Source organism: Stenotrophomonas sp. AG209, assembly GCF_003550055.1.
Taxonomy (GTDB): domain Bacteria; phylum Pseudomonadota; class Gammaproteobacteria; order Xanthomonadales; family Xanthomonadaceae; genus Stenotrophomonas.
In genome coordinates this window covers 417,278-442,518 of sequence record NZ_QXDB01000002.1, presented here as the reverse complement: position 1 = coordinate 442,518, position 25,241 = coordinate 417,278, and the positions used below count along the sequence as shown (strand labels likewise).

General features: G+C 68.0%; 25 protein-coding genes. 7 read left to right on the top strand and 18 right to left on the bottom strand.

All coding sequences use genetic code 11. The annotated features are described in order from the left end of the window. Positions 1-33: 33 nt before the first annotated feature. From DFO63_RS13625 to purM, 3 genes are read right to left on the bottom strand one after another with little or no spacing between them, the layout of a single operon-like run. The gene (locus DFO63_RS13625) at positions 34-456 is read right to left on the bottom strand and encodes a hypothetical protein (protein WP_087921762.1); all 423 of its coding nucleotides are present in this window, start codon (positions 454-456) and stop codon (positions 34-36) included. Next, complete coding sequence (locus tag DFO63_RS13620; RefSeq protein WP_049442956.1) at positions 453-941, bottom strand: hypothetical protein; 489 nt, start codon at positions 939-941, stop codon at positions 453-455. Before DFO63_RS13620 ends, DFO63_RS13625 begins: the two co-directional genes overlap by 4 nt. Positions 942-962: 21 nt before the next feature. Beyond that, positions 963-2,021 carry a phosphoribosylformylglycinamidine cyclo-ligase gene (purM, locus tag DFO63_RS13615; protein ID WP_049442955.1) on the bottom strand — a complete coding sequence of 353 codons (1,059 nt, stop codon included), beginning with the start codon at positions 2,019-2,021 and terminating at the stop codon, positions 963-965. Between the two features lie 99 nt (positions 2,022-2,120). On the opposite strand from purM, the gene DFO63_RS13610 reads away from it, so the two are divergent. Genes DFO63_RS13610 through hda form a run of 3 tightly spaced genes read left to right on the top strand, consistent with a single transcriptional unit; the run spans position 2,121 to position 5,133 of the window. Then, positions 2,121-3,260, top strand: a complete 1,140-nt coding sequence (locus DFO63_RS13610; protein WP_049442954.1) for a DUF2066 domain-containing protein — start codon at positions 2,121-2,123, stop codon at positions 3,258-3,260. Then, complete coding sequence (locus DFO63_RS13605) at positions 3,257-4,426, top strand: AI-2E family transporter (protein ID WP_049442953.1); 1,170 nt, start codon at positions 3,257-3,259, stop codon at positions 4,424-4,426. The genes DFO63_RS13610 and DFO63_RS13605 overlap by 4 nt, the downstream gene beginning before the upstream one ends. Continuing rightward, positions 4,426-5,133, top strand: coding sequence for a DnaA regulatory inactivator Hda (gene hda / locus DFO63_RS13600; RefSeq protein ID WP_014036258.1), 708 nt, complete (start codon positions 4,426-4,428; stop codon positions 5,131-5,133). Before DFO63_RS13605 ends, hda begins: the two co-directional genes overlap by 1 nt. Before the next feature lie 529 nt (positions 5,134-5,662). Here the strand turns inward: hda and murU are convergent. The 4 genes from murU to DFO63_RS13575 all read right to left on the bottom strand — a co-directional run bounded on the left by murU (position 5,663) and on the right by DFO63_RS13575 (position 9,292). Further along, positions 5,663-6,373: an N-acetylmuramate alpha-1-phosphate uridylyltransferase MurU gene (gene murU / locus DFO63_RS13590; protein ID WP_119007191.1), complete on the bottom strand. Its 711-nt coding sequence runs from the start codon at positions 6,371-6,373 to the stop codon at positions 5,663-5,665. After that, positions 6,370-7,395, bottom strand: a complete 1,026-nt coding sequence (locus tag DFO63_RS13585; protein ID WP_119007190.1) for a phosphotransferase — start codon at positions 7,393-7,395, stop codon at positions 6,370-6,372. Before DFO63_RS13585 ends, murU begins: the two co-directional genes overlap by 4 nt. Before the next feature lie 64 nt (positions 7,396-7,459). Next, entirely contained in the window at positions 7,460-7,729 is a 270-nt protein-coding gene (locus DFO63_RS13580) for a GlsB/YeaQ/YmgE family stress response membrane protein (protein WP_005415577.1), read from the bottom strand. Positions 7,730-7,798: 69 nt separating this feature from the next. After that, positions 7,799-9,292 (bottom strand): M20 family metallopeptidase, encoded by a 1,494-nt coding sequence (locus tag DFO63_RS13575; protein ID WP_101765060.1) that lies wholly within the window; start codon positions 9,290-9,292, stop codon positions 7,799-7,801. 199 nt (positions 9,293-9,491) lie between these two features. Here DFO63_RS13575 and DFO63_RS13570 point away from each other — a divergent pair, with 199 nt between their 5' ends. The 4 genes from DFO63_RS13570 to DFO63_RS13555 all read left to right on the top strand — a co-directional run bounded on the left by DFO63_RS13570 (position 9,492) and on the right by DFO63_RS13555 (position 12,638). Beyond that, positions 9,492-9,818, top strand: a complete 327-nt coding sequence (locus tag DFO63_RS13570) for a helix-hairpin-helix domain-containing protein (RefSeq protein WP_014036262.1) — start codon at positions 9,492-9,494, stop codon at positions 9,816-9,818. 351 nt (positions 9,819-10,169) lie between these two features. Next, positions 10,170-11,255: a L,D-transpeptidase gene (locus tag DFO63_RS13565; protein WP_049442949.1), complete on the top strand. Its 1,086-nt coding sequence runs from the start codon at positions 10,170-10,172 to the stop codon at positions 11,253-11,255. Positions 11,256-11,272: 17 nt separating this feature from the next. Further along, entirely contained in the window at positions 11,273-11,998 is a 726-nt protein-coding gene (locus tag DFO63_RS13560) for a murein L,D-transpeptidase catalytic domain family protein (protein ID WP_049442948.1), read from the top strand. A 34-nt stretch (positions 11,999-12,032) separates the two neighbouring features. After that, positions 12,033-12,638 (top strand): HutD family protein, encoded by a 606-nt coding sequence (locus DFO63_RS13555; protein ID WP_049442947.1) that lies wholly within the window; start codon positions 12,033-12,035, stop codon positions 12,636-12,638. 156 nt (positions 12,639-12,794) lie between these two features. On the opposite strand, the gene DFO63_RS13550 is transcribed toward DFO63_RS13555, so the two are convergent. From DFO63_RS13550 to DFO63_RS13500, 11 genes are all read right to left on the bottom strand, one after another. Next, positions 12,795-14,399, bottom strand: a complete 1,605-nt coding sequence (locus DFO63_RS13550; RefSeq protein WP_101765061.1) for a sulfite reductase subunit alpha — start codon at positions 14,397-14,399, stop codon at positions 12,795-12,797. Then, a complete protein-coding gene (locus DFO63_RS13545; protein ID WP_101766382.1) occupies positions 14,396-15,367 on the bottom strand; it encodes an FAD:protein FMN transferase in 972 nt (323 codons plus the stop codon). The genes DFO63_RS13550 and DFO63_RS13545 overlap by 4 nt, the downstream gene beginning before the upstream one ends. 52 nt (positions 15,368-15,419) lie before the next feature. Further along, complete coding sequence (locus tag DFO63_RS13540; protein ID WP_119007189.1) at positions 15,420-16,223, bottom strand: DUF4198 domain-containing protein; 804 nt, start codon at positions 16,221-16,223, stop codon at positions 15,420-15,422. Positions 16,224-16,345: 122 nt separating this feature from the next. Then, complete coding sequence (locus DFO63_RS13535; RefSeq protein WP_004147429.1) at positions 16,346-16,864, bottom strand: DUF2271 domain-containing protein; 519 nt, start codon at positions 16,862-16,864, stop codon at positions 16,346-16,348. Positions 16,865-16,904: 40 nt separating this feature from the next. Beyond that, a complete protein-coding gene (locus DFO63_RS13530) occupies positions 16,905-17,543 on the bottom strand; it encodes a PepSY-associated TM helix domain-containing protein (protein ID WP_101765062.1) in 639 nt (212 codons plus the stop codon). 210 nt (positions 17,544-17,753) lie between these two features. Further along, positions 17,754-20,174 carry a TonB-dependent receptor gene (locus DFO63_RS13525; RefSeq protein ID WP_119007188.1) on the bottom strand — a complete coding sequence of 807 codons (2,421 nt, stop codon included), beginning with the start codon at positions 20,172-20,174 and terminating at the stop codon, positions 17,754-17,756. A 145-nt stretch (positions 20,175-20,319) separates the two neighbouring features. Beyond that, on the bottom strand, positions 20,320-20,721 hold the full coding sequence (locus DFO63_RS13520; protein WP_049442942.1) for a hypothetical protein: 402 nt from the start codon (positions 20,719-20,721) through the stop codon (positions 20,320-20,322). A gap of 164 nt (positions 20,722-20,885) precedes the next feature. Further along, positions 20,886-21,563, bottom strand: a complete 678-nt coding sequence (locus DFO63_RS13515; protein ID WP_119007187.1) for a Fe2+-dependent dioxygenase — start codon at positions 21,561-21,563, stop codon at positions 20,886-20,888. Between the two features lie 10 nt (positions 21,564-21,573). After that, complete coding sequence (locus tag DFO63_RS13510; RefSeq protein ID WP_101765066.1) at positions 21,574-22,293, bottom strand: tetratricopeptide repeat protein; 720 nt, start codon at positions 22,291-22,293, stop codon at positions 21,574-21,576. A 68-nt stretch (positions 22,294-22,361) separates the two neighbouring features. Next, positions 22,362-24,650: a TonB-dependent siderophore receptor gene (locus DFO63_RS13505; protein WP_119007186.1), complete on the bottom strand. Its 2,289-nt coding sequence runs from the start codon at positions 24,648-24,650 to the stop codon at positions 22,362-22,364. Between the two features lie 151 nt (positions 24,651-24,801). Continuing rightward, entirely contained in the window at positions 24,802-25,206 is a 405-nt protein-coding gene (locus DFO63_RS13500; RefSeq protein ID WP_119007185.1) for a hypothetical protein, read from the bottom strand. Positions 25,207-25,241: the final 35 nt, after the last annotated feature.

The window sequence follows — 25,241 nt, the reverse complement described above, 5'->3', positions numbered from 1 at the left end:
GATCAGGGAAGGGCGGGGCGTCTGCCGGCAAGCTCAGACGCTGAGATGGTCGCCGCGGTCGAACAGTGCGGCCATGTCAGGCTTGGAAAGGAACACCCAGGCATAGGCGGTCAGGGCCATGCCCAGCGGTCCGGCCAGCACCGCCAGCCAGGCCGCGCGCTGGCACCAGGCCAGCCCGGTGCGACGTGACAGCAGGCGCGCGGTGTGCAGCTGCACGAAGCCAAGCGCGGCAGCCAGCAGTGAAATGACGCCATACACCGTGGCCAGCACCGCGCCATCGTCCAGCCCGCGCGAGCTGGCGACCAGACCGATGAAACCGAGGAAGGCCAGCGCGGCCACCCAGTGGAAAACCGCCAGCGCGTAGAACAGCACCTTCAGCGTCTGCAGGTGGCTGGCCAGCTGCAGGTGCGCCAGGGTCTGCTGCGGCAGCGGCGGAGGCGCGCCCGGGCTCGTCATGCCGCCGTGCCAGCGGTGTCGAACGCGGCCTTGACCTGCGGGCGCAGCAGCGTGATCAGGCTGAACACGCCCAGCACGGTACCGATCGGCGTGAACAGGCAGGCCAGGCCGGCCATGATCAGGCACAGCAGGTAACGGCGGCGGCGGGCCAGGCAGCGGCCGGCATAGGCGACGAACGCGCCCAGGGTCACGCCACCGAACACGATGACGCAGCCGATGAGGGTGAACATCCAGCCGAACAGGCGCTGTTCGGCCGGCGACGAGGGCTGGTCGCCGGAGTTCATCGGCAGATTGCCGGTGAGGGCGGTGATGCCCAGCACGATGTGGACGATGAAGATCAGCGAGAACAGCGCGATCAGGCCACCGACCACGTAGTGCGCAATCGACAGCATGCGCAGATGGTCAGCATCCTGGCTGCTGAACGCCGGTACCGCCGCAGTTGGCGGCGGCACGGGGGCGGGGGGCAGGGGGGGCGTTGCGTCCATGCGGGCTCCTCGGGGCCGGGTTCAGCCGATGTGGACGCGTTCGGCGCCTTCAGCAGTGACCACCTGGCCGATGGTCCAGTGTTCCAGGCCCTGTGCCTTGACCGCCTCGGACACGGCGGCGACCTGGTCGGCCGCCACGATCAGCACGAAGCCGATGCCGCAGTTGAAGGTGCGCCACATCTCGCTGTCGGCCACGGCGCCTTCCTTCTGCAGCCACTGGAACACCGGCGGCAGGGTCCAGGCCGAGGCCTGGATGTCCAGGCCGAGGCCGTCGGGCACCACGCGGATGATGTTCTCGGTCAGGCCGCCACCGGTGATGTGGGCCATGCCGTGGATGGCCTCGCCGTGCGACTTCAGCAGCGACAGGATCGGCTTCACGTACAGGCGGGTCGGCGCCATCAGCGCGTCGACCAGCTTCACGCCGCCTTCCAGCTCCAGGTCGGCCGGGCGGCCGGCACGGTCGTAGATGCGGCGCACCAGCGAGTAGCCATTGGAATGCGGGCCGGATGAGGCGATGCCGATCAGCACGTCGCCGGCGGCCACGCTGGCGCCGTCCTTCAGCTCGCTCTTCTCGACCGCAGCGACCGTGAAGCCGGCCAGGTCGTACTCGCCCGGGGCATACATGTCGGGCATTTCAGCGGTTTCGCCGCCGATCAGCGCGCAACCGGCCTCGGTGCAGCCATTGGCGATGCCGCCCACGACCGCCGCGGCGGTGTCGATGTCCAGCTTGCCGGTGGCGAAGTAGTCCAGGAAGAACAGCGGCTCGGCACCCTGCACCAGCACGTCGTTCACGCACATCGCGACCAGGTCGATGCCGATCGTATCGTGGCGGTTCAGCTGGTGGGCCAGCTTCAGCTTGGTGCCTACGCCGTCGGTACCCGACACCAGCACCGGCTCGCGGTACTTGTTGGACAGGTCGAACAGGGCGCCGAAGCCGCCCAGGCCGCCCATCACTTCCGGGCGGAAGCTGCGCTTGACCAGGGGCTTGATCCGCTCGACCAGCTCGTTGCCGGCGTCGATGTCGACACCCGCGTCACGGTAGGTGAGGGGGGAGGGGGCGGAAGACGGGGTGTTGGTCACGGGCGTCGGCGCTGGCAGGGGTTGAACGAGCGATTTTAACAGGCCGCATTGGCGCAAAGGCCGTATTCGGGCAACAATTCCCCCGGATTCGTCGAGCCAATGGATGTCCTGATGCGCCGCAGCCTGATTCTGACCCTGCTCCTTGCACTGAGCCTGCCGGTGGCCACGATGGCCCAGAGCGGCCTGCGCACCGAGGGAGATGTCGCCACCGCCTCCGGTGCCTACGAGGCCGAAGTGCCCGTCAACAGCCAGGCCGAAGCCGATCGCAACGGCGCCTTGGCCCGTGCCCTGAGCGTGGTGCTGGGCAAGCTGTCCGGCGACCGCAACGTGATGTCACGCCCCGGCGTGGTGCAGGCGCTGCGCAATGCCAAGGACTACGTGGCCAGCTACGACTACAAGCAGGACCAGAGCGTGGGCGCCAGTGGCGCACCGAGCTTCCGGACCCTGCTGGTGGCCCGCTTCCGCGAGGATGACGTCGATTCGCTGGTCTCGGCGCTGGGCCTGCCGTTGTGGCCGCAGCCGCGACCGAAGCCGGTGCTGTGGCTGGCCGTCGACGACGGCAGTGGCCCGCGCCTGGTCAGCGTGCAGCAGGCCAATGCCGCCCGCCCGCTGCTGAACCGCGCCATCGAGCGGGGTTACAAGCTGGGCCTGCCCAGCGGCGGTGCTGCCGAACAGGCCCTGGCCGGTGCCATCTGGCGCCAGGACAGTGCCGCCGTGGCCCGTGCTTCCTCGCGCTACTCGCCGCCGATGCAGCTGATCGGCAAGCTGTACCGCGCCAATGGTGGCTGGCAGGCGGACTGGGTGTTCGTCGACAACGGCCGCGAACTGAACAAGTGGACCAGCAAGGACGCCAACGCCATGCGCGCGATGGCCGCCGGTGCCGATGGCGCCGCCGATGCGCTGGTCAAGCGCTATGCCAAGGCCGGCGTGGCCACCGGCCAGGCCGGCACCTACCGCCTGGTGGTGACCGGCATCAACAGCGCCGATGACTACCTGCGCCTGGCCGCCGGCCTGCGCGAGGTGCCGGTGGTGCGCAATGTCACTCCGCTGCACGCCTCGGCCGGCCAGCTGGAGTTGAGCGTGGAGATGACCACCGGCCTGGCCGGCTTCAACCGCATGCTCGGCGACAGCGGCGTGCTGGTGCCAAGCGCGCCGCTGCCGGCCCTGCCGACCCCGATCGATGACAGCACCGGTGCCCCGGTGGCCGCGCCGGTCAGCAACGAGTATCGCCTGCGATGACCCTGACCCCGGAAGCTGAAATCGCGCAGTTCCTGCGCCGGCTGAAGTACATCCTGTTCGCCGGCCTGATCGGCTGGGTGGTGTGGCTGCTGGCGCCGATCCTGACCCCGTTCGTGCTGGCACTGGCGCTGGCCTGGCTGGGTGACCCGCTGGTGGACCGCATCGAGGCCACCGGCCGTTCGCGCATGACCGGCGTGGTGCTGGTGTTCGCCGCGATGGTGCTGGTGCTCGTGGCACTGCTGCTGGTGCTGGTGCCGATGATCGAGCGCCAGATCACCACGCTGATCGCGGTCGCGCCGCAGGCGCAGGCATGGCTTATGCAGACCGGCATTCCCTGGTTCGAGCACAAGACCGGCCTGGAAGTGATGCAGTGGCTGGATCCGGACCGCCTGATCGAATGGGTGCGCAGCCATTGGCAGCAGGCCGGCGGCTTCGCCACCACGTTCATGGGCTACGTCTCGCGTTCGGGCTTTGCGATGGTGACCTGGGTGGTCAACATCCTGCTGCTGCCGATCCTGGCGTTCTACTTCCTGCGTGACTGGGACAAGCTGGTCGAGCGGGTGGCCTCGGTGATCCCGCGCAACCAGATCGGCACCATCAGTGCGCTGGCACGCGAGTCCAACGAAGTGCTGGGGGCGTTCATCCGCGGCCAGTTCCTGGTGATGCTGGCGCTGGGCGTGATCTATGCCGGCGGCCTGTCGCTGGTCGGCCTCAAGCTGGGCCTGCTGATCGGCCTGATTGCCGGCCTGATCAGCTTCATCCCGTACCTGGGCGCGACCACCGGCATCCTGATGGCCATCGTGGCCGCACTGGTGCAGGCGCAGGGCTTTGACCTGAAGCTGCTGCTGCTGGTCGGCGTGGTGTTCACCGTGGGCCAGCTGCTGGAAAGCTACGTGCTGACCCCGCGCATCGTCGGCGACAAGATTGGCCTGCACCCGGTGGCGGTGATCTTCGCGGTGATGGCCGGCGGCCAGCTGTTCGGCTTCCTCGGCATGCTGCTGGCGCTGCCGGTGGCGGCGGTGACCAACGTGCTGCTGCGCTATGCCCACCAGCGCTACCGCCAGAGCGAGCTGTACGTGGGCGAGAAGCCGGCGATCGTGCTTGATGGCGTGGTCGACGCCCCCCATATCATCGTTCCGGACGACAAGGGCCCCGACCTGAAGTGATGGGTGTGCCGCAACTGCCGCTGGCCCTGCATTACCCGCGGGACCAGCGCCTGGAGACCTTCATCGGCGCGCCGGATGGCGCGCTGGCGCAGCTGCGCGCGATCGCGGTCGGCGCCAGCCACGACTGGGTCTACCTGGAAGGTGCGGCGGGAACCGGCAAGACCCACCAGGCGCTGGCGATGTGCTCCAGCGCCGAGCAGGCCGGACGCCTGCCGACCTACGTGCCGCTGGCCAGCGCCGCCGGCCGTGTCCGCGCGGCGCTCGATGGGCTGGAAGTGCGCGAACTGGTGGCGCTGGACGGCCTGGACGAGGTTGCCGGCAACCGCGAGGACGAGATCGCGCTGTTCGATTTCCACAACCGTGCGCGCGCTGCGGGCGTGACCGTGCTGTACACCGCGCAGAAGGCACCGGGCGAGCTGGGCCTGGTGCTGCCGGACCTGCGCTCGCGGCTGGGCCAGTGCGTGCGCGTGCTGCTGCAGCCGCTGGATGAGGAAGGGCGGGCCGCGGTGCTGCGTGAGCGTGCACTGCGACGCGGCCTCGCCATCGACGAGGCGGCCATCGAGTGGCTGCTGTCGCACACCGGTCGCGAACTGGGTGGATTGATCACCCTGCTGGACTGGCTGGACCGCGAATCACTGGCGGCGAAGCGGCGGATCACCGTGCCGTTCCTGCGCCAGGTGCTGGAAGAAGGCCGGCCGCGTTACTGAGGGTGGGGTTTGCTTTGCAGGGCTGCGCCCTGCACCCGCCGAAGCCGAAGCCGAAGCAACGTCAACGTCAAAAGCGGGCTATCCGTGGGATGGCGGGGTGGCTCAGGTTGCGGGGGACGGCGCAAGTACGTCCATGTAGCCTCGGTCGCGCCATCCATGGCGCTCACGCCCCCGCAACCTGAGCCACCCCGCCTTCGACAGTTGGCTGCGATCTGCCGGGACTGCGCACTGCACTGCTGTTGGTAGGTGTCGACCTTGGTCGACATGTGTCTTGCTTGTGGTAGGTGACGACCGTTGGTCGTCACCAGAGCAAGCGCAGCGAAGCGACCCGCTTTTGCTTTTCTTTCTTTCTTCCGTGGCTGGACGCCCACGGAAACTGTCAGAGGCCGGGCGGGGTGGGCTCGCGGGGGTGTCCGCGGCATGGATGCCGCGGCCAAGCCCCCAGGGACGGGTTCACGGCGTCCCCCGCGAACCCACCCCGCCCGGCCAAGCACGGCATCTGCTCTGAAAACGACCAGCCACGAGGGGCTCAGCCGTTCGCTGCCAACTCCGCATCCAGCGCGCGCAGGCGATCCACCGTCCCGACATCGGTCCAGCGCCCACGATGGTGCTGCCCGCTCATCAACCCCTGCGCCATGAAGTGCTTCTGCAGCGGCACCACCGAGAACTTCGGTGGCAGCCGCTCGCTGCCCGGTGCATCACCGATCACCGTGCGCCAGTCGGCCACGATCGAAGGACGGTACACGCCGATGCCGGCATAGGTCAGGCACGGCCCTGCACGGTCGTGATGCAGCAGGCCCTGCGCATCGAGTCGATAGTCACCGTCGGGGTGTTGCACCGGATTGTCGACCAGCACCAGGTGTGCCTGGCCCTGCGGCTCGCGCGGCAGCGTGGCGAAATCGAAATCGGTCCAGATGTCGCCGTTCACCACCAGGAACGGGGCGTCGCCCAGCACTGGCAACGCGTTGAGGATGCCGCCGCCGGTTTCCAGCGGGGTCTGCCCTTCGTACAGGAAATGCAGATGCAGGCCCCATTGGCTGCCATCGCCCAGCATCGCCGGAAACTGTTCGGCCAGCCACGCAGTGTTGACCACCACCTCGCGCACGCCGAGCGCCGCGAGGCGTTCCAGGTGCCAGACGATCAGTGGCTTGCCGGCCACTTCCAGCAGCGGCTTGGGCGTGTGCAGGGTCAGCGGGCGCATGCGCTCACCCAGCCCGGCGGCAAAGACGAGTGCCTTCATCGGGCCACGCGCATCGGTGCGGACAGTTCGGCCAGCGCCGGCTTGATGCGCTCGTCCAGCAGCTGCTGCAGCGGCGCCAGTTCGCGATAGCGCGGCAGCACTTCATCCAGGTAGGTGATGAAGCGCGGTGCGTCGTCCAGGTAGTGGCCCTTGTTGTCGCGGTAGCGCAGGCGGCAGAACAGGCCGAGAATCTTCACGTGGCGCTGGATGCCCATCCAGTCGGCATCGCGCAGGAAGGTGGCACGGTCGGGCACCGGCAGGCCGGCGCTGCGTGCGCGCTCGTGGTACTGCGCCAGCCACTCGTCCACGCGCTGCAGCGGCCAGCTCAGGAAGGCGTCCTTGAACAGGCTCACCGCGTCGTAGGCGATCGGGCCACGCACCAGGTCCTGGAAGTCCAGCACCGCGGGGCCGTCGTCGACCGGCATCAGGTTGCGCGGCATGTAGTCGCGGTGGGTCATCAGCTGGGCCTGGCCCAGCGCATTGTCCATCAGCCGGCGGTGCACCAGCTGCAGGCCTTCAATCTCGCCACAGTCCAGCTCCAGGTTCAGGTGGCGCTGCAGGAACCATTCGTCGAACAGGCCGGCATCACGCTGCAGCAGCGCTTCGCCGAACTGGCCGAAGTCGGCCGGCACCGGGATCGCCTGCAGGCGCAGCAGCTGTTCGATCGAACGGCCGAACCAGTCATCGGCGTTGCGCTCGTCGAGGATCTTCGCCAGGGTCGGGCCGCCGAGATCTTCCAGCAGCAGGAAGCCGGCCTCCAGGTCCTGGGCGAGCAGCGTGGGCACGCGCAGGCCGTGATCGTGCAGCAGGCGGCGCATGCGCAGCCACGGCCGCGGATCTTCCAGTCTCGGAGGAGCGTCCATCACGATGTGGCTGCCACGCGTGCTGGTGGTGCGCCAGTAGCTGCGCATGCCGGCATCGACCGAGGCGCGTTCGACCACCGCGTCGGCATCGTCGAGCTGGGTACGGGCCCACTGCAGGCGCTGCGCGCTGCGCTGGGGATCAGAGGCGGGTTCGGTCATGCAGGCATATCCGGGCGCGCCGGGCGCGCCAACGTCGGCAACAGGAAGGGAAGGGGGAGCGGCGTCAGCGGCGGCCGCTGAACAGGCGCAGGACGGCAAGAACGGCCACCGCGCCCACCACTGCACCGAGGAAACCAGCCGGTTCGCCAGGGGCGTACCAGCCCATGTACTGGCCGAACCAGCCGGCCAGCAGGGCACCGAGAATGCCCAGCACGATGGTCAGCAGGCAGCCCATGCGGTTGTTGCCGGGCATGAAGAACCGCCCGAGCAGGCCGACGAAGAAGCCAACCAGCAGGATGTACAGCCAGCTGCTGCTGCCGAACAGACCATTCATGCGCGCGGATTCCGCTTGAGTGTGGACGCAGCCTAGCAAGGCCAGGCTGCGTCCGTCACGGGTGCCGGATCAGCAGCAGCCGTGGTCGCCGTGGCGGGTGCCGCTGTCGGCAGCCACCGGCGAACCGCTGGTCTCGCCGCGCAGGCTGGCGGCGTAGTGCTCGCTGATCACCTTGGACACGCAGGCGGTGACCTTCTTGCCCATCGGGATGTGCAGGAACTCGTTCGGGCCGTGCGCGTTGGAATGCGGGCCGAGCACGCCGGTGATCATGAACTGGGCGCCCGGAAACTTCTCACCCAGCATGCCCATGAACGGGATCGAGCCACCTTCGCCCATGTACATCGCCGGCTTGCCGAAGAAGGCCTGGCTGGCGTCGTCGATGGCCTGGGTCAGCCACGGCGCCATTGCCGGGGCGTTCCAGCCGGTGGAGGCCTTTTCCAGGTCCAGGGTGACGTGGGCGCCGTTCGGCGGATCGCGCAGCAGCGCTTCCTTCAGCAGCTCGCCACAGGTCTTGCCATCGGCGGTCGGCGGCAGGCGCAGCGACAGCTTCACCGAGGTCTGCGGGCGCAGCACGTTGCCGGCCGATTCCAGCGCCGGCATGCCACCCACGCCGGTAACCGACAGCGCCGGGCGCCAGGTGCGGTTGAGCACCAGCTCGGTCAGGTCCTCGTTCATCGGACGCAGGCCGTCGACCATCGGGAACTTCTCGAAGATCTCGGTATCGACCACTTCGGCGGCACGCTTGGCCTGCGCCTGGCGCTCGGCCGGGATCTCCACGTTCATGCCGTCGATCAGGATGCGGCCGGTGTCCTGGTCCTCGATGCGCGACAGCAGCTGGCGCAGCAGGCGGAAGCTGGACGGCACCACGCCGGAGGCATCGCCGGAGTGCACGCCTTCGTTGAGCACCTTCACGGTGAAGTTGCCGCCGGTCAGGCCGCGCAGCGAGGTGGTGCACCACAGCTGGTCGTAGTTGGCGCAGCCCGAATCCAGGCAGACCACCAGCGACGGCTTGCCGATGCGGTCGGCCAGGTGGTCGACGTAGGCCGGCAGGTCATAGCTGCCGGACTCTTCACAGGCTTCGATCAGCACCACGCAGCGGGCGTGCGGCAGGCCCTGGGCCTGCAGTGCCAGCACCGCGGCCAGCGAGCCGAAGATGGCGTAGCCGTCGTCCGCACCGCCGCGGCCATACAGCTTGTCGCCGCGCAGAACCGGGGTCCACGGGCCGAGATCGTCGTCCCAGCCGGTCATTTCCGGCTGCTTGTCGAGGTGGCCATAGAGCAGGATGGTGTCGTCGCCGGTTTCGGCGCCGGTGGCCGGAATTTCCAGGAAGATCAGCGGGGTACGGCCTTCCAGGCGCACCACTTCAACCTTCAGGCCGGGCAGCTGCTGAGCCTTGGCCCAGTTCTCCATCAGGGTGACCGCCTGTTCCATGTAGCCGTTCTGCACCCAATTGGCGTCGAACATCGGCGACTTGTTGGGAATGCGGATGTAGTCGACCAACTGCGGGACGATTTCGCTGTCCCACTTGTCATTGACGAATTGGCCGAGCTTGGCGCTGTCCATCTGAAACTCCGGTTGCATGGGCTGATCCGCGCATTCTACGCCTGTGCTGAGGGTAGGGTTTTTCCTACATCACGTCGGGTATTTGGCTGGCTTACGGAAATCCGGGAAACCGATAGGCTGTGCACATGTGGTGACGGACACTGTTCCTACCGACGGGATTGCCGGTCGGGACGGCCAGAATCACAGGGAGATACACGTCGTGCCTTGGTTTGTCGTGTTGAGGGCACTGGTGCTGGTAGTGGGGATCGCTGGGGCGCATGCCGCCGAACCGATCGACATCAACCGCGCCGATGCCCAGGCGCTGCAGCAGGGATTGACGATGGTCGGAGCCGCCAAGGCCGAGGCGATCGTCGAGCACCGGCGCAGACACGGCCCGTTTCATCGCGTCGAGGACCTGACGCAGGTGAAGGGGATAGGGAAAGCGATCGTCGAACGGAATCGACAGCGGATCACCGTAGGCAACAGGTTGTTGCCGGCGGATCCGGTACCCGGATCGGTACCGGTGCGGACCGTACCCAGGCGCTGACAGCAGGAATCGTCGGAACCGGCAGGAGGCTGGTTCACCGGACACGGACAGGAAGGCCGTGACCACCGACCGCCGCAGGACGCGGCACCAATCACCAGGATGGTGGCATCACAGACCTGTGGAAGGGGCTGAGATACAAACAGGACAGACGCGGCCGCGTGCAGGATGCAACGCTACCCCCACAGCGCAGGATGCGAGGGGGCGGCAGCAGGCCGACAAGGACGTAACGATTGCCCGGTACGACACATGGCTGTGTCGCCGGGCAGTTTCATTTCCGGCGCCTGGTTTTGCCGCGGCCACTACGGGCCGATGGTGTACGGTGGCCGCTCTGCATGGAAAGGACACCGCTGGATGCTTCCGCATCGCCCCACGACCCTGATGCTCGCCCTGGCGCTGGCCCTGCCGCTGCTGGCCCACGCCGCTGCACCGGCTGCGGCTGCCAAGCCGACGGCCGCTGCTGGCAACACCGCGGAGGTACGCGGGCCGACCGACCTGAAGCCGGGCGAGTACCTGTGGCATCCGGAAATCTCGCCGACCGGACCGATCGTGCTGGTGGTCAGCCTCGATGAACAGCGCGCCTACGTCTACCGCAACGGCATTGCCATCGGCCTGACCACGATCAGCTCGGGCAAGGCCGGGCACGAGACACCGACCGGTGTGTTCACCATCCTGCAGAAGGACAAGGACCACAAGTCCAATCTCTACAACAGCGCGCCGATGCCCTACATGCAGCGGCTGACCTGGGACGGCATCGCCCTGCATGGCGGCAGCCTGCCCGGGCACCCGGCCTCGCATGGCTGCGTGCGCCTGCCGCAGGCGTTCGCGCAGAAGCTGTTCAGCGAAACCCAGCGCGGCGATACGGTGGTGGTGGCCGATGCCAAGAGCTCGCCGATGACCCTGGCCTATCCGTCGGTGCTGGCACCGGTCAACGCACGTGGCCAGGCCCTGCCGGAGACCGAGGGCGGGGCGCCGGCGCAGGCCTGGTGGGACGACAGCGCAGCCCCGGCCGGGCAGGTCGGCATCCTGGTCAGCCTGCATGACCAGCGCCTGTATGTGCTGCGCGATGGCGTGATGATCGGCGAGTCTCCGCTGAAGGCCGACGCCCTGCCGGCATTCCAGGGCACCACGCTGTTCGTGATGGGGCAGGGCTACAGCGATACGCCCAGCCCGTTGGACGTGAACCAGCGCCTGCACCAGTGGACGGCCTATCCGCTGCTGGGCCAGGACCGTGCCCAGGCCACCCCGGACCTGCTGGCCACGCCCTCGTTGCCGATGGCACTGCCGGCCGATTTCGCCCGCCAGCTGTACCAGGTGCTGGTGCCGGGCACGACCCTGCTGGTCACCTCGCTGCCGGCGGTCCGCCCAAGCCCGGCTGAATCCGGAATGCAGCCTGTCTTGGAATCCGAGCCGCCAGGGTCCACCCTCAAGGGCAACTGAGTCCCCTCGTTGTGCCCATGACTGCATCCCGCCTGTGCCGGCTGGCCGCGTTCGGCCTGCTGGCGACCTCCGCCAGCGCCCCGGCGCTGGCACAGACGCCCGCCCTCGCCACCAGTGCCGATGATCTGGCTGCCTTGTTGTCGCGCAGTGCGCCCAAGGCCGATCGCCACGTGTTGCAGCTGGCGGCGCATGCCATGCGCTGTGCGCTGCAGCGGCCGGAGCTGGGCATCAATGGTGATCGCCTGAGCGTGATCGACTATTCGCGGCCGTCCACCGAGCCGCGCCTGTGGGTGTTCGACCTGGCCCACCAGCGTCTGCTGTTCGAGGAATGGGTGGCGCATGGCCGCAACAGCGGCGAGAACCGCACCGAGCACTTCTCCAACCGCGATGGCAGTTTCATGTCCAGCCTCGGCGCGTTCACTGCGCAGGAGACCTACATGGGCGGCAACGGCTATTCGCTGCGCCTGGCCGGCCTGGAGCCGGGCTTCAACGACCGCGCGCGCGAACGCGCGATCGTCATCCACGGTGCGCCGTACGTGAACCCGGCTACCGCGCAGCTGCAGGGGCGGCTGGGCCGCAGCCTGGGTTGCCCGGCGGTGCGGCTGTCGGTGGCCAAGCCGCTGATCGATGCGTTGCGTGGCGGCACGATGGTGTTTGCCTACTACCCCGATCAGGATTGGCTGAAGCACTCGCAGTTGCTGGGCGGCGAGTGCGGTAGCCAGGGCACGCTCGCCACGCGGTGATGCACGACGGCGCGCGGCGTGATGCAATGCGCCGATGAACATCAACTCCCTGCTGCACACTCCGAGCCAGGTGATCTCCCGCCTGGACTATCGCCGCGAACGCTGGCGGAATGGACTTGGCTGGACCCGCGAGATCCTGCGCCTGCCTGCACAGGGTGATGACTGGGCGCTGCGCCTGTCGGTGGCCGAGATCGAGCAGGACGCTGCGTTTTCCGCCTTCCCCGGCGTGGAGCGCGAACTGGTGCTGCTGCAGGGCAATGGCGTGCGCCTGCGTTTCGAGGATGGCCGAGTGGCCGAGGTGCTGCCGCCGCACGGTCGGGTGCGCTTTGCCGGTGAGGAAGCGCTGCACGGCGAACTGGTCGATGGCACCACCCACGACTTCAACCTGATGTGGAAGCGCGACCTGCTGCAAGCCGAACTGCTGCACCGGCCGCTGGTGGGCACGATGTTCTTCTTCTGCGAACCGGGCGTTGCGTGGGCGCTGCACCTGCTGGCCGGACAGGCGGAGTTCGGTGCCGACAGCGGCCTGCCGGCGCTGCAGGCGGGAGACACCGCGTGGTTGGCGGCGGGCGAGAGGCAGCGTCATGCGTTGCAGGGCGGTGGCGAATTGCTGGCGATACGGGTAACGAGCGCCGGGTAGCGCCGGGCCACGCCCGGCGTCATGGGGCGCCATCCACGCATGGCGTGGATCTACTGCTGTGCGGTTGCCATCATGCCTGGACACGCCGTCATGGTGCGGCTGTGGTTGGGGTCAGAGCCCTTTCCTGCGGAAAGGGATCCGACCCCGATGGTTCGTTCAATACACATCGCGCCGGTAACGTCCGGCCAGCAGCAGCGCTTCCTTGCCTGCGGTACCCAGCACCTGCTCGATCACTGCATCCACGGCCGGGGCCATGCCCTGCAGGCTGCCGCAGACCAGGATCGCCGCGCCTTCATCGACCCACTGCCGCAGCGTTGCCGCTTCGGCCAGCAGCCTGTCCTGCACATAGCGATGCGTACCGCCGTCGCGGCTGAACACTGCATCCAGCCGCGTCAGCGCGCCGTTGGCCAGCATCGCCTGCAATTCTTCGCCGAAATGGAAGTCGTGCGCGGCGGTGCGCTCGCCGAACAGCAGCCAGGTACGACGCGCGCCACGCTGGGCACGTTCGTGCAGGTGCGCGCGCAGGCCGGCGATGCCGGTGCCGTTGCCGATCAGCAGCAGCGGTACATCGGCGGGCGCGCCATGGAAATTGTCGTTGCGGCGAAGTCGCAGCTGCACCGGTTCGCCGAGTGCGGCGTGGTCGCACAGCCAACCGCTGCCGATGCCGGGTGTGCCATCGGTGCGCAGCTGGCGACGCAGCAGCAATTCCACCGCGCCGTCGGCCATCACCGATGCGATGGAATACTCGCGATGGGGCAGCGGTTGCAGGGTTGCCAACAACGCGGGCAGATCACCCGGAGGGACCAGCGAGGGCAGATGCGAGCGCTCGATACGGGCCAGCAGCGCCTGCCCGTCATCCAGCACGGTGTCTGCATCGAAGCCCTGTGCATCGAGCCAGGCGCGCGCGCTGTGGCGTGGGTGCTGCGGGCCGATCTCGGCGATGTCGCCGGCCTGCCATTGCACATCGACGCCAGGCGGTGGCTGCAGGCGCAACCAGTACACCGGGCCGCCGGGGCTGCCCGGATTCAGATGCTCGCGTTGCAGCAGCGTCCACGGCTGATACTCGGCCGGGCTCCAGTCGGGCAGTTCAGTGGCGCCGCCGCCAAGTTGTCCCAGCAACTGCTGCCAATGTCGCAGCGCCGCCGGATCGGCATTGTCGACCTCGATCGCATCGAACAGCGGATGTGCACCGTGCTGGCGCAACCACTGGTCCAGCTGGTGGCCGAATCCGCAGAAGTGGCCATAGCTGCGGTCGCCCAGCGCGAGCACGCCGTACTGCAGATGCTGCAGCGGAGGCGGCGTGGCCATCACCCCGCGCAGGAACGGCAGGGCGTGGTCGGGCGGATCGCCTTCGCCGGTGGTGCTGGCAATGAACAGCGCGCGCTGGCTGTCGGCCAGCAACGCGGCATCGACCTCATGCAGTCCGCGCACACGCACCGGCACGCCGGCACCGCGCAGGGCCTCGGCACTGCGTTCGGCCAGTTCGCGGGCAAAGCCGGTCTGGCTGGACCAGACCAGCAGGATCGGGGGCGTGTCACCGGTTGTGGCATCGTCGCGCGGACGACTGCGCCACCACAGTGCTGCGCAGGCCAGCGCGTACAGCGCGGTGGTGATGATGGCGATCTGCGATTGCCGTGCCGGCGGTGCGCCCTGCCACCAGGCTTCGCCGAGGTGAAGTCGCAGCAGCGCCCAGGCGATCAGCGCCAGTACGATCAGTACAAGTGCGTTGCCGAGCAGTGCGCGCGATGGCCGAGTGCTCATGCGTCCTGCCCGTCGAGCAGGCGCTGGAAGGCGCTGCTGAGGAATTCGCGGGGGCCATCCGCTGCGCGTTGCAGGTAGCGTGCGGCCAGTCCTTCGCGTTCGGCCAGCGCCATGCCCTGTTCGCGACCCAGCACGGTCAGTGCGGTGGCCCAGGCATCGGCGTGCATGGCGTCGTCGGCTACCACGGTTACTGCCGCGGCGACCTGCCGCACCGGTCTGCCTGTACGCGGGTCGAGGCTGTGACTGTAGGCCTCGCCATCGGCCTGGTACTGGTGCCAGCGATCGCCGGAAGTGGCCACCGCCTTGCCGTCCAGCGCCAGCACCCGTGGCGGGGCATCGGTGTGCGCATCCTCTTCCGGTGCGGATTCCACCAGCACGCGCCACGGCTGGCCGTCCGGTTTGCGGCCGTAGCCGGCCAGCTCGCCGCCAACTTCGATCAGCGCCGCGGCGATGCCCTGCGCGCGCAGCCAAGCGGCGACATGATCGACGCCGAAGCCCTTGGCGATCGCAGAGAGATCCAGTTCCAACCCGCCCGGTTGCAGCAGCGCATCGTCCTGCCACTGCAGGCGCTGCCAACCGCATCGGTCGCGGGTGGCCTGCAGGGTGTTGGCATCGGGCAGGTGGCGATCGCCTGCGTGTGCACCGAACCCCCATAGCGCCACAAGCGGGCCGACGGTGGGATCGAAGGCGCCGTCACTGGCGGCAGCGATGGACTGTGCGCAGGCCAGGACGTGGCGCGTTTCGGCGGGCAGCACGCACCATTGGCCGGCGTCGGCGCGGTTGTAGCGGCTCAGATCCGAACCGCGCTCCCAGGTGCTCATCTGCGCGACCACCTCATCCAGCCGCGCCTGGATGCCAGCGTGCAGCGGGTGTAGGTCGCGCTGGCGCGACGCGACCAGCGACACACTCCAGGTGGTGCCCATGGTGGTGCCACCGAGGCGGGCGATGTCGAGCAGGGAATCGGTCATGGTGATGCGTTGCGGCGGCGATGCCGGGGATTGCCCGGCATCGCGGTCCACATTACTGCGGCAGCACTTCCAGCGTGGCGACGTAGCTCAGGCGGCGCTTGGCGGCCTGCTTCACCGACGTCTTGTTGTCCTCGGTGCCGGTTTCCAGCCAGTACATGCCGGCTTCCGGCCAGGTCACCTTGATCTCGCCCTTGGCGTCGCTGGTCAGCTTCAGCTCGTCCTGCGCGTTGCGGTAGCGGGTGGCGCCACGCACGATCTCGAACTCCAGGCCGGCGGTCGGCTTGCCATCGACCAGCACGCGGAAGGTGGCTTCCTCGCCGGCGAACAGGTCATTCGGGTGGCCGACGGCGACCAGTTCGATGCCACGGTTGGTCGGCTTCAGCGCGGTATCGTTCGGCGCGCCGTTGGTGACGAAGGTCTCCACGCGGCCGACCGACTGGCTCACTTCCAGCTTCTTCGCGTCCTTCGGCAGTTCACCGAAGGTAGCCACGCTGCCGCGCCAGCGCTTGCGCTCGCCGTTCTGCTCGTAGGTGGCGAACAGCCCGTCATTGACCGAGGCAATGCGGTAGGTGCCGGGCTGCTTCAGCTCAACGTCGAACACGCTGCGGTACTTGCCGGTGGCGGCGTTCTGCGGCTGTAGGGTGCTGCCATCCGGGGCGGTGATCACCACCGACTCCAGGCGCAGCGGCACGTGGTTGAAGTAAAACAGGTCGTTGGAGACCGCACCGTCGACGGTGATCCACGGCGCGTTGCCGGCGATCACGGTCTGCGAGGGCAGCAGCCAGGCCTTGTGGGCCAGGGCGGAGAAGGGAAGGGCAGCGGCCAGGGCGGCGGCGAGGACGAGCGTGCGCTTCATGCGGAAGACTCCAGTTGGAAGGGGTCGGATCCCTTTCCAACGGAAAGGGCTCTGACCCCGAAGGATAGGGCGATGGGGTCAGAGCCCTTCCTGCGGAAGGGATCCGACCCCGGCTCAGGCAGTTACGGTTTGACGGCGAGGGTGACCTGGCCGAGTTCGGTGGCGCCCTGCGCCTTGCCGTTCTGCGCGGCGGTGGCCGGCCAGGTGAAGGGGATCTTCAGCAGTTCACGGCCACCGACTTCGCGCACCGCTTCGACCACCAGGGTGTAGTTGCCCGGGGCCAGCTGCTTCAGTGCCGGCTGCTTGTCGTTGAACGACAGCGCGTGCTTGCCGGCCGGGCGGGTCGGGCCGGTCACGCCGTCCACCGGTACCTGCAGGGTGCGGCCGCTCTTGCGCCACCACTGGCGCAGGTCGGGCAGCCACTTGGTGCCGTGGCCTTCGCTGTTGCTGGTCTGCTGATACCAGACCGACAGGTTGGCCGCGACCTTCTGGTCGGCGCCTTCCAGCCACACTGCCACGTACGGGCGGTGGTACTCGGCCACGTTGAGCTTGGGCACTTCGACGTTGATGTCGAGGGTGGTGGCATAGGCCGGCGAGGTGGCCAGCAGGCCGCTGAGGGCGATGGTCAGGGTGACGCGCATGGGGCGGCTCCGGGGAAACGGATGGAATTCATGGGGGACGTCAGTGGATCAGCAGCAGGGCGATCAGCAGCGGAATCATCAGGCCGAGGCCGACCAGCGGCCAGGTCATGCGCCGCTGCCGCGCATGCAGGTGCAGCAGGAACAGGCCGGTGATGCAGAACACCAGGCAGGCCACGGCGAACAGGTCCAGGAACCAGCCCCACGCCGGGCCGGCATTGCGGCCCTTGTGCAGGTCATTGAGGTAGGACACGACGCCGCGCGAGGTCGATTCGTATTCCACCGCGCCGGTCTCGCGATCGATGCTCAGCCAGGCGTCGCCGCCGGGGCGCGGCAGCGACAGGTAGATCTCTTCGGCCGACCACTCGGCCGGGCGTCCACCGATGGCGATGCCCAGCTGCGTGTCCAGCCATTGCCGGGCCGGGCGCGGGATCGGTGCGTTGCCGTCTTCGCGCGTGCCGAGCTGGCCGAGAAGTTCGGCCGGCAGTTCCAGCTGCTGGTTCTGCACCTGGGGTTTGGCTTCGATCTTCGCCGCATGGTTGAGGGTCAGACCGGTCACCGCGAACAGCAGCATGCCGATCAGGCACACCGCCGAGCTGATCCAGTGCCACTGGTGCAGCGTCCGCAGCCAGAAGCCACGGTTCTGTTGCTGCTGCACGGTGGAGGAGGCAGGACGGCTCACGGCACGGTTCGGGGCGGACGGGGACTGCCCATTACATCATTGATGAGAATAGCTCGCAATTGCGTATCGTTCTGTATCCCTGGAGGGGAGTGCCGGCGGCGGTCAGCTGCCGGCACCATCACTGATCAGTAGATCCACGCCATGCGTGGATGAAGCGGTGCCGACCAAGGTCGGCACCCACCGGGGCAGGGCAATGCCGGTGCGCAGAGGTCAGAACTTCGCGTTGAGCGAAATCCAGTAGCTGCGGCGCTGGTCCTTGGTCGCATAGTCGTCCACGCAGTTGAACTCGCTCTGGCTGATCAGCAGGCACGACTGCGAGACGAAGTCCTTGTCGAACAGGTTGTTGACCCGCGCGTTCACCGTCAGCCATGGCGTGGCCTTCCAGCTGCCGCCGAGATGGAAGATGGTGTAGTCCTCGTAATAGCGGGTGTGGCTGGCGCCGTTGGCGTCCAGCAGCGTGTCGCGGTAGCGGTCGTAGCGGCCTTCGCCGATCAGCGACAGGCTGACCGCTTCGTTGACCTGCCAGTTGAGGCTGGCGTTGGCCATGTGCCTGGCCGGCATCGTGCCGCTGATCGGCAGGCCCTTCTGCGCGCCGCTGGTCTGCTCGCTCTTGGTCCAGGTGTAGTTGCCGCGCAGCTGCAGGCTGTCGAGCAGGTCGACATGCGCGGCCAGTTCGGCGCCACGGGTCTCGGCCTTGTCGATGTTCACGCTCTGGGTGAAGGTGCTGTAGCCCAGTGCCGCCCAGCCCGGGCCGATGTCCACGCAGTAGCCGCTGCCGGCGCGGGCCACTTCGCAGTTCGGGAAGGTGCCGCCGCTGGCGATCTTGTCCTCGAACTTGTTGAAGAAACCGGTGACGTTGAAGCCCCAGCGCTGACCCTCGTAGTAGGCGGCCAGCTCGTAGTTGGTGCTGGTTTCCGGCTTCAGGTTGGGCGAGCCCACCAGCGGCAGCACGCCCTGGCCACCGAAGCCGGTGATGCCCGGGAACAGCTGGTCCGGACGCGGGGTCTTGTAGCCGGTGCTGACGCCACCCTTGAAGGTCCATGCGTCGCTGGCGTTCCACACCAGGTAGCCGCGCGGGCTGACATGGCTGCCGAACACGTTGTGGTCGTCGTAGCGCAGGCCGAAGGTGGCGGTGAGGGTGTCGGTCAGCGCCCAGTTGTCCTCGGCGAACAGCGCCCACATGCGGTGCTTCTGCTTGACGTTGCTGCGGTAGCCGGCGCCGTCCATGCCGAACACACCGTCGACCATGTCAGTGTCGTTGTACTGGCCACCCACGGTCAGCTTGTGCGCGCCGAAGTCCAGGTCGAGCATGGTGTCGAGCACGTAGCCTTCCAGCTCCATGGTGCGCAGCGGACGCGGCAGGAATGCCTGCAGGCGCGCCATCTCGCTCGGGTTGAGGGCTGCAAGCGCATTGCCACGGCCGGCCGCGCAGTTGTTGGCGGCACCGGTGCGGCGGCAGACGTCATTCCACAGCGTCTGCAGGTTGGCGCGCTCGTCCAGGGTCAGCGGCAGCGAGCGGCCGAGGTTGCTGCTCTTGCTGTGGGTCAGCGAGGTCTGCCAGGTGCCGAAGCTGTAGCGGCCCTGATGGGTCAGCGACAGCTGGTCGCGCTCGTAGCGCTGGTAGGCGGTGTAACCCACGTGCGGCTGCACCACGCGACGGGTGACGGTGCCGCTGCCGTTCGGGTTGGGAATGACGGCATTGCCGACGCGCCACAGGCTGGCCAGGCTGTCGAGGGTGCCGGTCTGGCCTTCGCTGTTGTCGAACTTCTGCCGCGACACGTCATAGTCCAGCCACAGTTCGTGGTCGTCGCTGATGCGGAAGTCCAGGCGCACCCCGGTGTTCCAGTTGGTGTTGGCGACCGACTTGCCGCCACCGCCGAAGCCGATGCTGCGCTCCCACAGGGTGCCGTCGGGCAAGGGCAACGCATCCCATTCCGGGTTGGAAGCCTTGGCATCGTAGTAGCTGCCGCGTACCGCCATGCTGAGGCGATCCTTCAGCAACGGGCCGCTGAGGTAGAGGTCGGTGGTGCGTGCATCGCCGAACTGGTCGTCCTGCTGCACGGTGAAGCCCTGGCTGAGCGAGCCGTGCCAGCTGTCCTGGTTGCGGCGGGTGATGATGTTGATGACGCCGCCCATCGCGTCCGAGCCGTACAGCGTGGACATCGGCCCGCGCACCACTTCGATGCGCTCGATCGCATCCAGCGGCGGCAGGTAGGCGAACTGGCCGCCGCCGAAGTTGTTCGGATAGATCTGGCCGACATTGCTCTGGCGGCGGCCGTCGATCAACACCAGGGTGTACTCGGACGGCAGGCCGCGCATCGAGACGGTGGCGCGGCCGTTCTTGTCGGTCGCTTCCAGGCCGACATCGATGCCTTCGACGTCGCGCAGCGCGTCGACCAGGCTGGTATACGGGCGCTTGCTCAGTTCCTCGCGGCTGACCACGCTGATGCTGGCCGGGGCGTCGACCACCTTCTGTTCGAAGCCGGAGGCGGTGACCACCACCTTGTCCAGCGTCTGTGGCGCGCCGGCGGCGTCACCGTGGGCGAAGGCAGGGGCGGTCATGGCTGCCAGCACGGCGCTGGTCAGCAGGGCGCGGGACAGGGACGAACGGACACGATGGCGCTGGGCCATGGCAGTTACCTCGAAGGATGCAGGGTGGTGCGACGCCGTGCGCGAAGGGCGCGGCAGGCACGGAAGGCCCGGTCAGGGGCGGCAGGGATGAAGCAGGCAGCGGCGTGCGGGCGCGACCGCGCGGGCGGTCACGTCGGACCGTGGATCAGGCGAGCGGCGGCGCTTGGCCGCGTTGCTGGCGACGCCCGGGCGCATCGGCCCAGGGCGTGTCCGGAGCGGCCAGCGGCCAGTCCGGGCGCACGCCGGGCATGGCCGGCGTGGCGGGTACGAGTTCGAGTTCAGTGCGCAGCCATTGGCTGGCCAGCAGCAGTGGCGGATGTGCCTTCTCGGCCGACTTCACCGGAGCGGACGCGCAGCGGCGCAGCTTGGCTGGCGCCTCTTCCTGCAGCGGCGCTTCGCCCCCGCGATCTTCCACCGGCATCTGCACGGCCATTCCGGCGTGGGCCTGTGGCAGCAGTGGCAGGGTGCCCAGCAGCAAGGCCAGCATCGCCACCCACGCCAGCAGGCTGGCCAGCGCGGGACGCTGGCCGCGCATGGCGGTGCCCATCTTGCGATGGATGAGTGGACGAGGGCGAAGCGGGCGCAACAAGCGGGGGTCCCCAAGGGTCTGCCGGCAGCGGCCGGCATCAACGGGGCGTGATTGTAATGAGAGCTGTTAGCCGTTGCAAATGAGAATGATTGCCAAAATGTCGCAGGCCGCCCCGACGGGGCTCAGACTTCGCTCCAGCGCCGCAGCAGGTTGTGGTACACGCCGGTCAGCTGCAGCACCGCCTCGGCGTCGCCGCCGGTCTGCCGCAGGCGCTCGATCGAGCCATCCATTTCCCACAGCAGGCGCCGCTGCACGTCGTCGCGGATCATGCTCTGCACCCAGAAGAACGAGGCCACGCGCGCGCCGCGGGTGACCGGCCGCACCTGGTGCAGGCTGCTGGACGGATACACGATCAGGTCGCCGGCCGGCAGCTTTACCTCGTGCTCGCCGTAGGTATCGCTGATGATCAGCTCGCCGCCCTCGTACTCCTCGGGCGCGGACAGGAACAGAGTGCAGGAGATGTCCGAGCGCAGCTGCTCACCGTTGGCCAGGTTCATCACCGCACCATCGACGTGGAAGCCATAGGTGCCGCCCCCGCTGTAGCGGTTGAAGCGCGGCGGCAGGTACTTCAGCGGCAGCGCTGCGCTGAAGAACAGCGGATGCCGGGCCAGCGCGACAAGGATGGTCTCGCCCAGTTCGCGGCGCAGCGGCGAGGCCTCGGGCAGCTGCTGGTTGTGCTTGGCCTGTGCGCCCAGATGCCCCACGGTTTCGCGGCCATCGGTCCAGTCGGCGGCGTCGAGGCGGCGCCGGAAATCGGCCACCTGGTCGGCGCTGAGAATGTCGGGGATGTGCAGCAGCATGCGGAACTCCTCAGAGGGACGGCGGTGCGACCAGGGCGCGCACCTGCGGATGCGGCGACGCGGCCAGTTCCGGCACGATGTGCGCCATGAACGCTGGGCTGCCGTGGGCCAGTGCGAGCCGCAGCCAGTGCACGGCCTGTTCGATCTGGCCGGCCTGCAGCAGGATCGAGGCGTAGTTGGCCTGGCCGCGGAAATCACCGGCTTCGGCCGCGCGCTGGTACCAGGCGAGCGCCGCCTGCGGATCGGGTGCGATATCCAGCCCGTCTTCGAGGTGGCGGGCCAGCAGGTTCATCGATTTGGCGTGGCCCAGGTGCGCGGCACGGGTGTACAGGGCCAGTGCCTGCGCGCGGTCCTGCGGAATGCCGCGGCCGGTGGCCAGCAGGTTGGCCAGGTTGTACAGGCCCCAGTCCAGCCCGGTGTCGGCGGCGCGCCGGTACCACACGGCCGCCAGCGTCGGGTTGGCCGCGGTGCCGTGGCCCAGCTCATGGCAGCGGCCGAGCATGTTCATCGCCATCGGCGCGCCGTTGTTGGCGGCGGTTTCGTACCAGAGCAGCGCGGCCAAGGCGTCCTGCGCGGTGCCTTTGCCTTCCATGTGCATCTGCGCGAGCAGCAGTTGTGCATCGACCTGTCCAGCCTGCGCGGCGTCGCGCACGCGTGCGAACGCGGCCTGTGGATCGTGCTGCAGCAGCTCGGCCAGGGCGTCGCTGTCGATGGGGGTACGGGTAACCATGGGGTGAGTATCGCCGGAAACAAAAACGGCGGCAGGAGAGCCTGCCGCCGTGGTGGAGCGAAGTTACATCAGAACTTCACGTTCAGTGCCAGGGTGGCCGAGCGACCCGGGGCGATGCTCGCGTAGTGCGAGGCATAGGCCTTGGTGAAGTAGGTCTTGTCGGTCAGGTTCTGCACGTTGAGCTGCAGGCTGATGTTGTCCTGGATCGCGTAGCTGGCCATCGCGTCGAAGCGGGTGTAGCTCGGGATCCACTTGGTGTTGGCGACATCACCGTACTGCTTGTCCGAGTAGAACGCACCGGCGCCGATGGTCAGGCCGATCGGGAAGCGGTAGGTGGTCCACAGGTTGGCGCTGTGCTTGGCGGTGTTCGGGAACACGTTGCCGTTGTACGGCGACGGCACGTAGACGTTGGACGGGCAGGTGCGGCCGGACACGGCGCACACAAAGCCGTTGTCCTTCAGTTCCGAGTCCAGGTAGGTGTAGCCGCCATACAGGCTCCAGGCGTCGGTCAGCTGGCCGGTGAAGCCCAGCTCGAAACCGTTGATTTCCTTCTTGCCGGCGTTCTGGCTGGTGCCGTTGTCGACGGTCACGCGTGCGTTGTTCATCACGGTGTGGAAGATCGCGGCGGTCAGGTTCAGGCGCTTGTCGAACAGGTCCCACTTGGTGCCCAGTTCGAGGTTCTTGGTGTCCTGCGGCTTGAGGTCGGCCACGGCGGCGCTCAGGCCGTCCGAACCGTCACCACCGTCCATGCCCGGCGGGGTCGAGGAGGTGCCCCACGACAGGTAGATGCTGCCGTTCTCCAGCGGCTTGAAGACGACGCCAGCCTGGTAGTTCAGGAAGTCGTTGTCATTGCGCACGCGGGTCGGTGCCGCACCGGCCACCGGAGTGGTCAGGGTGGTGCTGTAGTCGTCGTAGCGCAGGCCGACGTTGAAGCTCCACTGTGCATTGAGCTCGATGGTGTCGAACAGATAGGCGGACTTGGTCTTGGTGCGCTGCTCGACGTCCAGTGCCTTGTCGCTGCGGTACACCGAATGAGTGGCCGCCCACGGATCACGCGGGTTCGGGTTGGCGAAGTCGGTGCAGTTGTAGCCGGTGGCCGCGCCCGTGGTCGGGCACTTGCTGTTGCCGGTCAGCGGGTTGCTGGTGCCCGGGGCGATCAGGTAGCTGCCGCGGGTCATCTTCTCGTCGCTGTATTCCACGCCAGCGCTGTAGCTGTGCTTGAGCGCGCCGGTCTGGAAGGCACCGGTCAGGCCGAGCTGGTCGGCGAAGCTCTTGACGTCGACGGCGCGGCTGTTGGTACGGCGCCACAAGGTGCCGTAGTTATTCGGGTTGCCCTGGCTGTCGTCCGGCTGGGTCCACAGGTAATCATTGCTGGTGTTGCCCAGGCGCGCGATGTTCCGCAGCTTGTGGCCGCCGAAGTCGAAGCTGGCATCCAGGGTGCTGATGTCGGCACGGGTGCGCTGGAAGTCACGATCGACCAGGCCGTAGTAGTTGTTGCGGTCCGGCACCATCGGGCGGCCGTCGACCCACTTCGAGGCCGGTGCACCGTTCGGGTTGCCATACGGGAAGCCACCCGCGTCCGGCAGGTCATCGCTCTGCATGTGGTAGTGGCTGGCGATCAGCTGCGCCGGGCCGTTCAGGCCGAACGCGATCGACGGTGCGATGCCCCAGCGGCTGACATTGGTAGCGTCACGGCCAGGGATGTCCGACTCGTGCTTCATCAGGTTCAGACGGGCGGCGATGCCATCGCCCAGCACGTAGTTGGCATCCACGGTGCCGCGCGCGTAGCTGTCGGTGCCGATGCCCATGCTGGCGCTGGTCTCGTTCTTCAGCTTCGGCGTCTTGCTCACCAGGTTCAGGCTGCCACCACCGGAATCACGGCCACCGTAGGCCGAGCTCGGGCCCTTGACCACTTCCACCTGCTCCAGGTCGAAGATTTCGCGGGTCTGCGAGCCGACGTCACGCAGGCCGTCGACGAAGATGTTGCTCTGCGAATCGAAGCCACGGATGAAGGGGCGGTCGCCGGTCGGGTTGCCGCCTTCGCCGGCACCGAAGGTGATGCCCGGCACCATGCGCAGCGCATCCTGCAGGTTGGTCGCACCGGTTTCGGCGATCAGCTTCTCCGAGACGATCGACACCGACTTCGGGGTGTCCAGCAGTTCAGCGGTGAACTTCGGCGAGGACGGATTGAACCAGCTGCCGCGCACCTGCACCTTGTCCAGGTCGGTGGCCTTGTTATTGCCGGAGGCGGCGCTGTCGGCGGCCTGCGCGGCCAGCGGCGCGAAGCCGGCGGCCAGTGTGGCGGTGGCGAGCAGGGAAACGCGCGGGGCGCGCTTGCGGGACGTGATGTGGGTCATGGCTTGGGTGGTAGTGGCTGGGATCGGGAAAGGGCGAGGGCCGAAGCGCAGGCAGCGCGACGGCACATAGGGGGCTTCTTCTGTAGAGCCGAGCCGATGCTCGGCTACGCGGCGGACGACTTCAGGCGCACGGCAACGGCCGCAGGGCGCCTCAGCTGGCGTGCGGTGCGGGCGGTGCGTGGCCGGGGTTCAACCGCAGTGCGGGATCGCGCAGCTGCCAGCGCAGCGCGTCGGAGCGCCACAGCGGGATATGCGCGACCAGGGTGACGCGCGCGGGGGCCATGCCGGTGCAGGGCGAGGAGCCCTCGCCATCAAGCGGGGGCTCCGGTGCCGGTACGGCGTGCTGCGGGCATTCGTCCGCCGGCGGGACAGGCAACGGCATCGCCTGGTGAAGATCTTCGGCGTGTGCCTGCCAGCCGTGGGTGGCAGGCCCGTGGCCGCGTCCTTCGTGCAGGGCCGACCAGCCCAGCAGCAGCGTCAGCAGCACGGCCACAGCCAGCGGCCACCCCTGGCGGGCGAGCTGGCACAACGTGGCGGTGGGCGCGGGCGAAGCCATGGCGCAGGGGGCCGGATCGTTACGAAGATGTTACG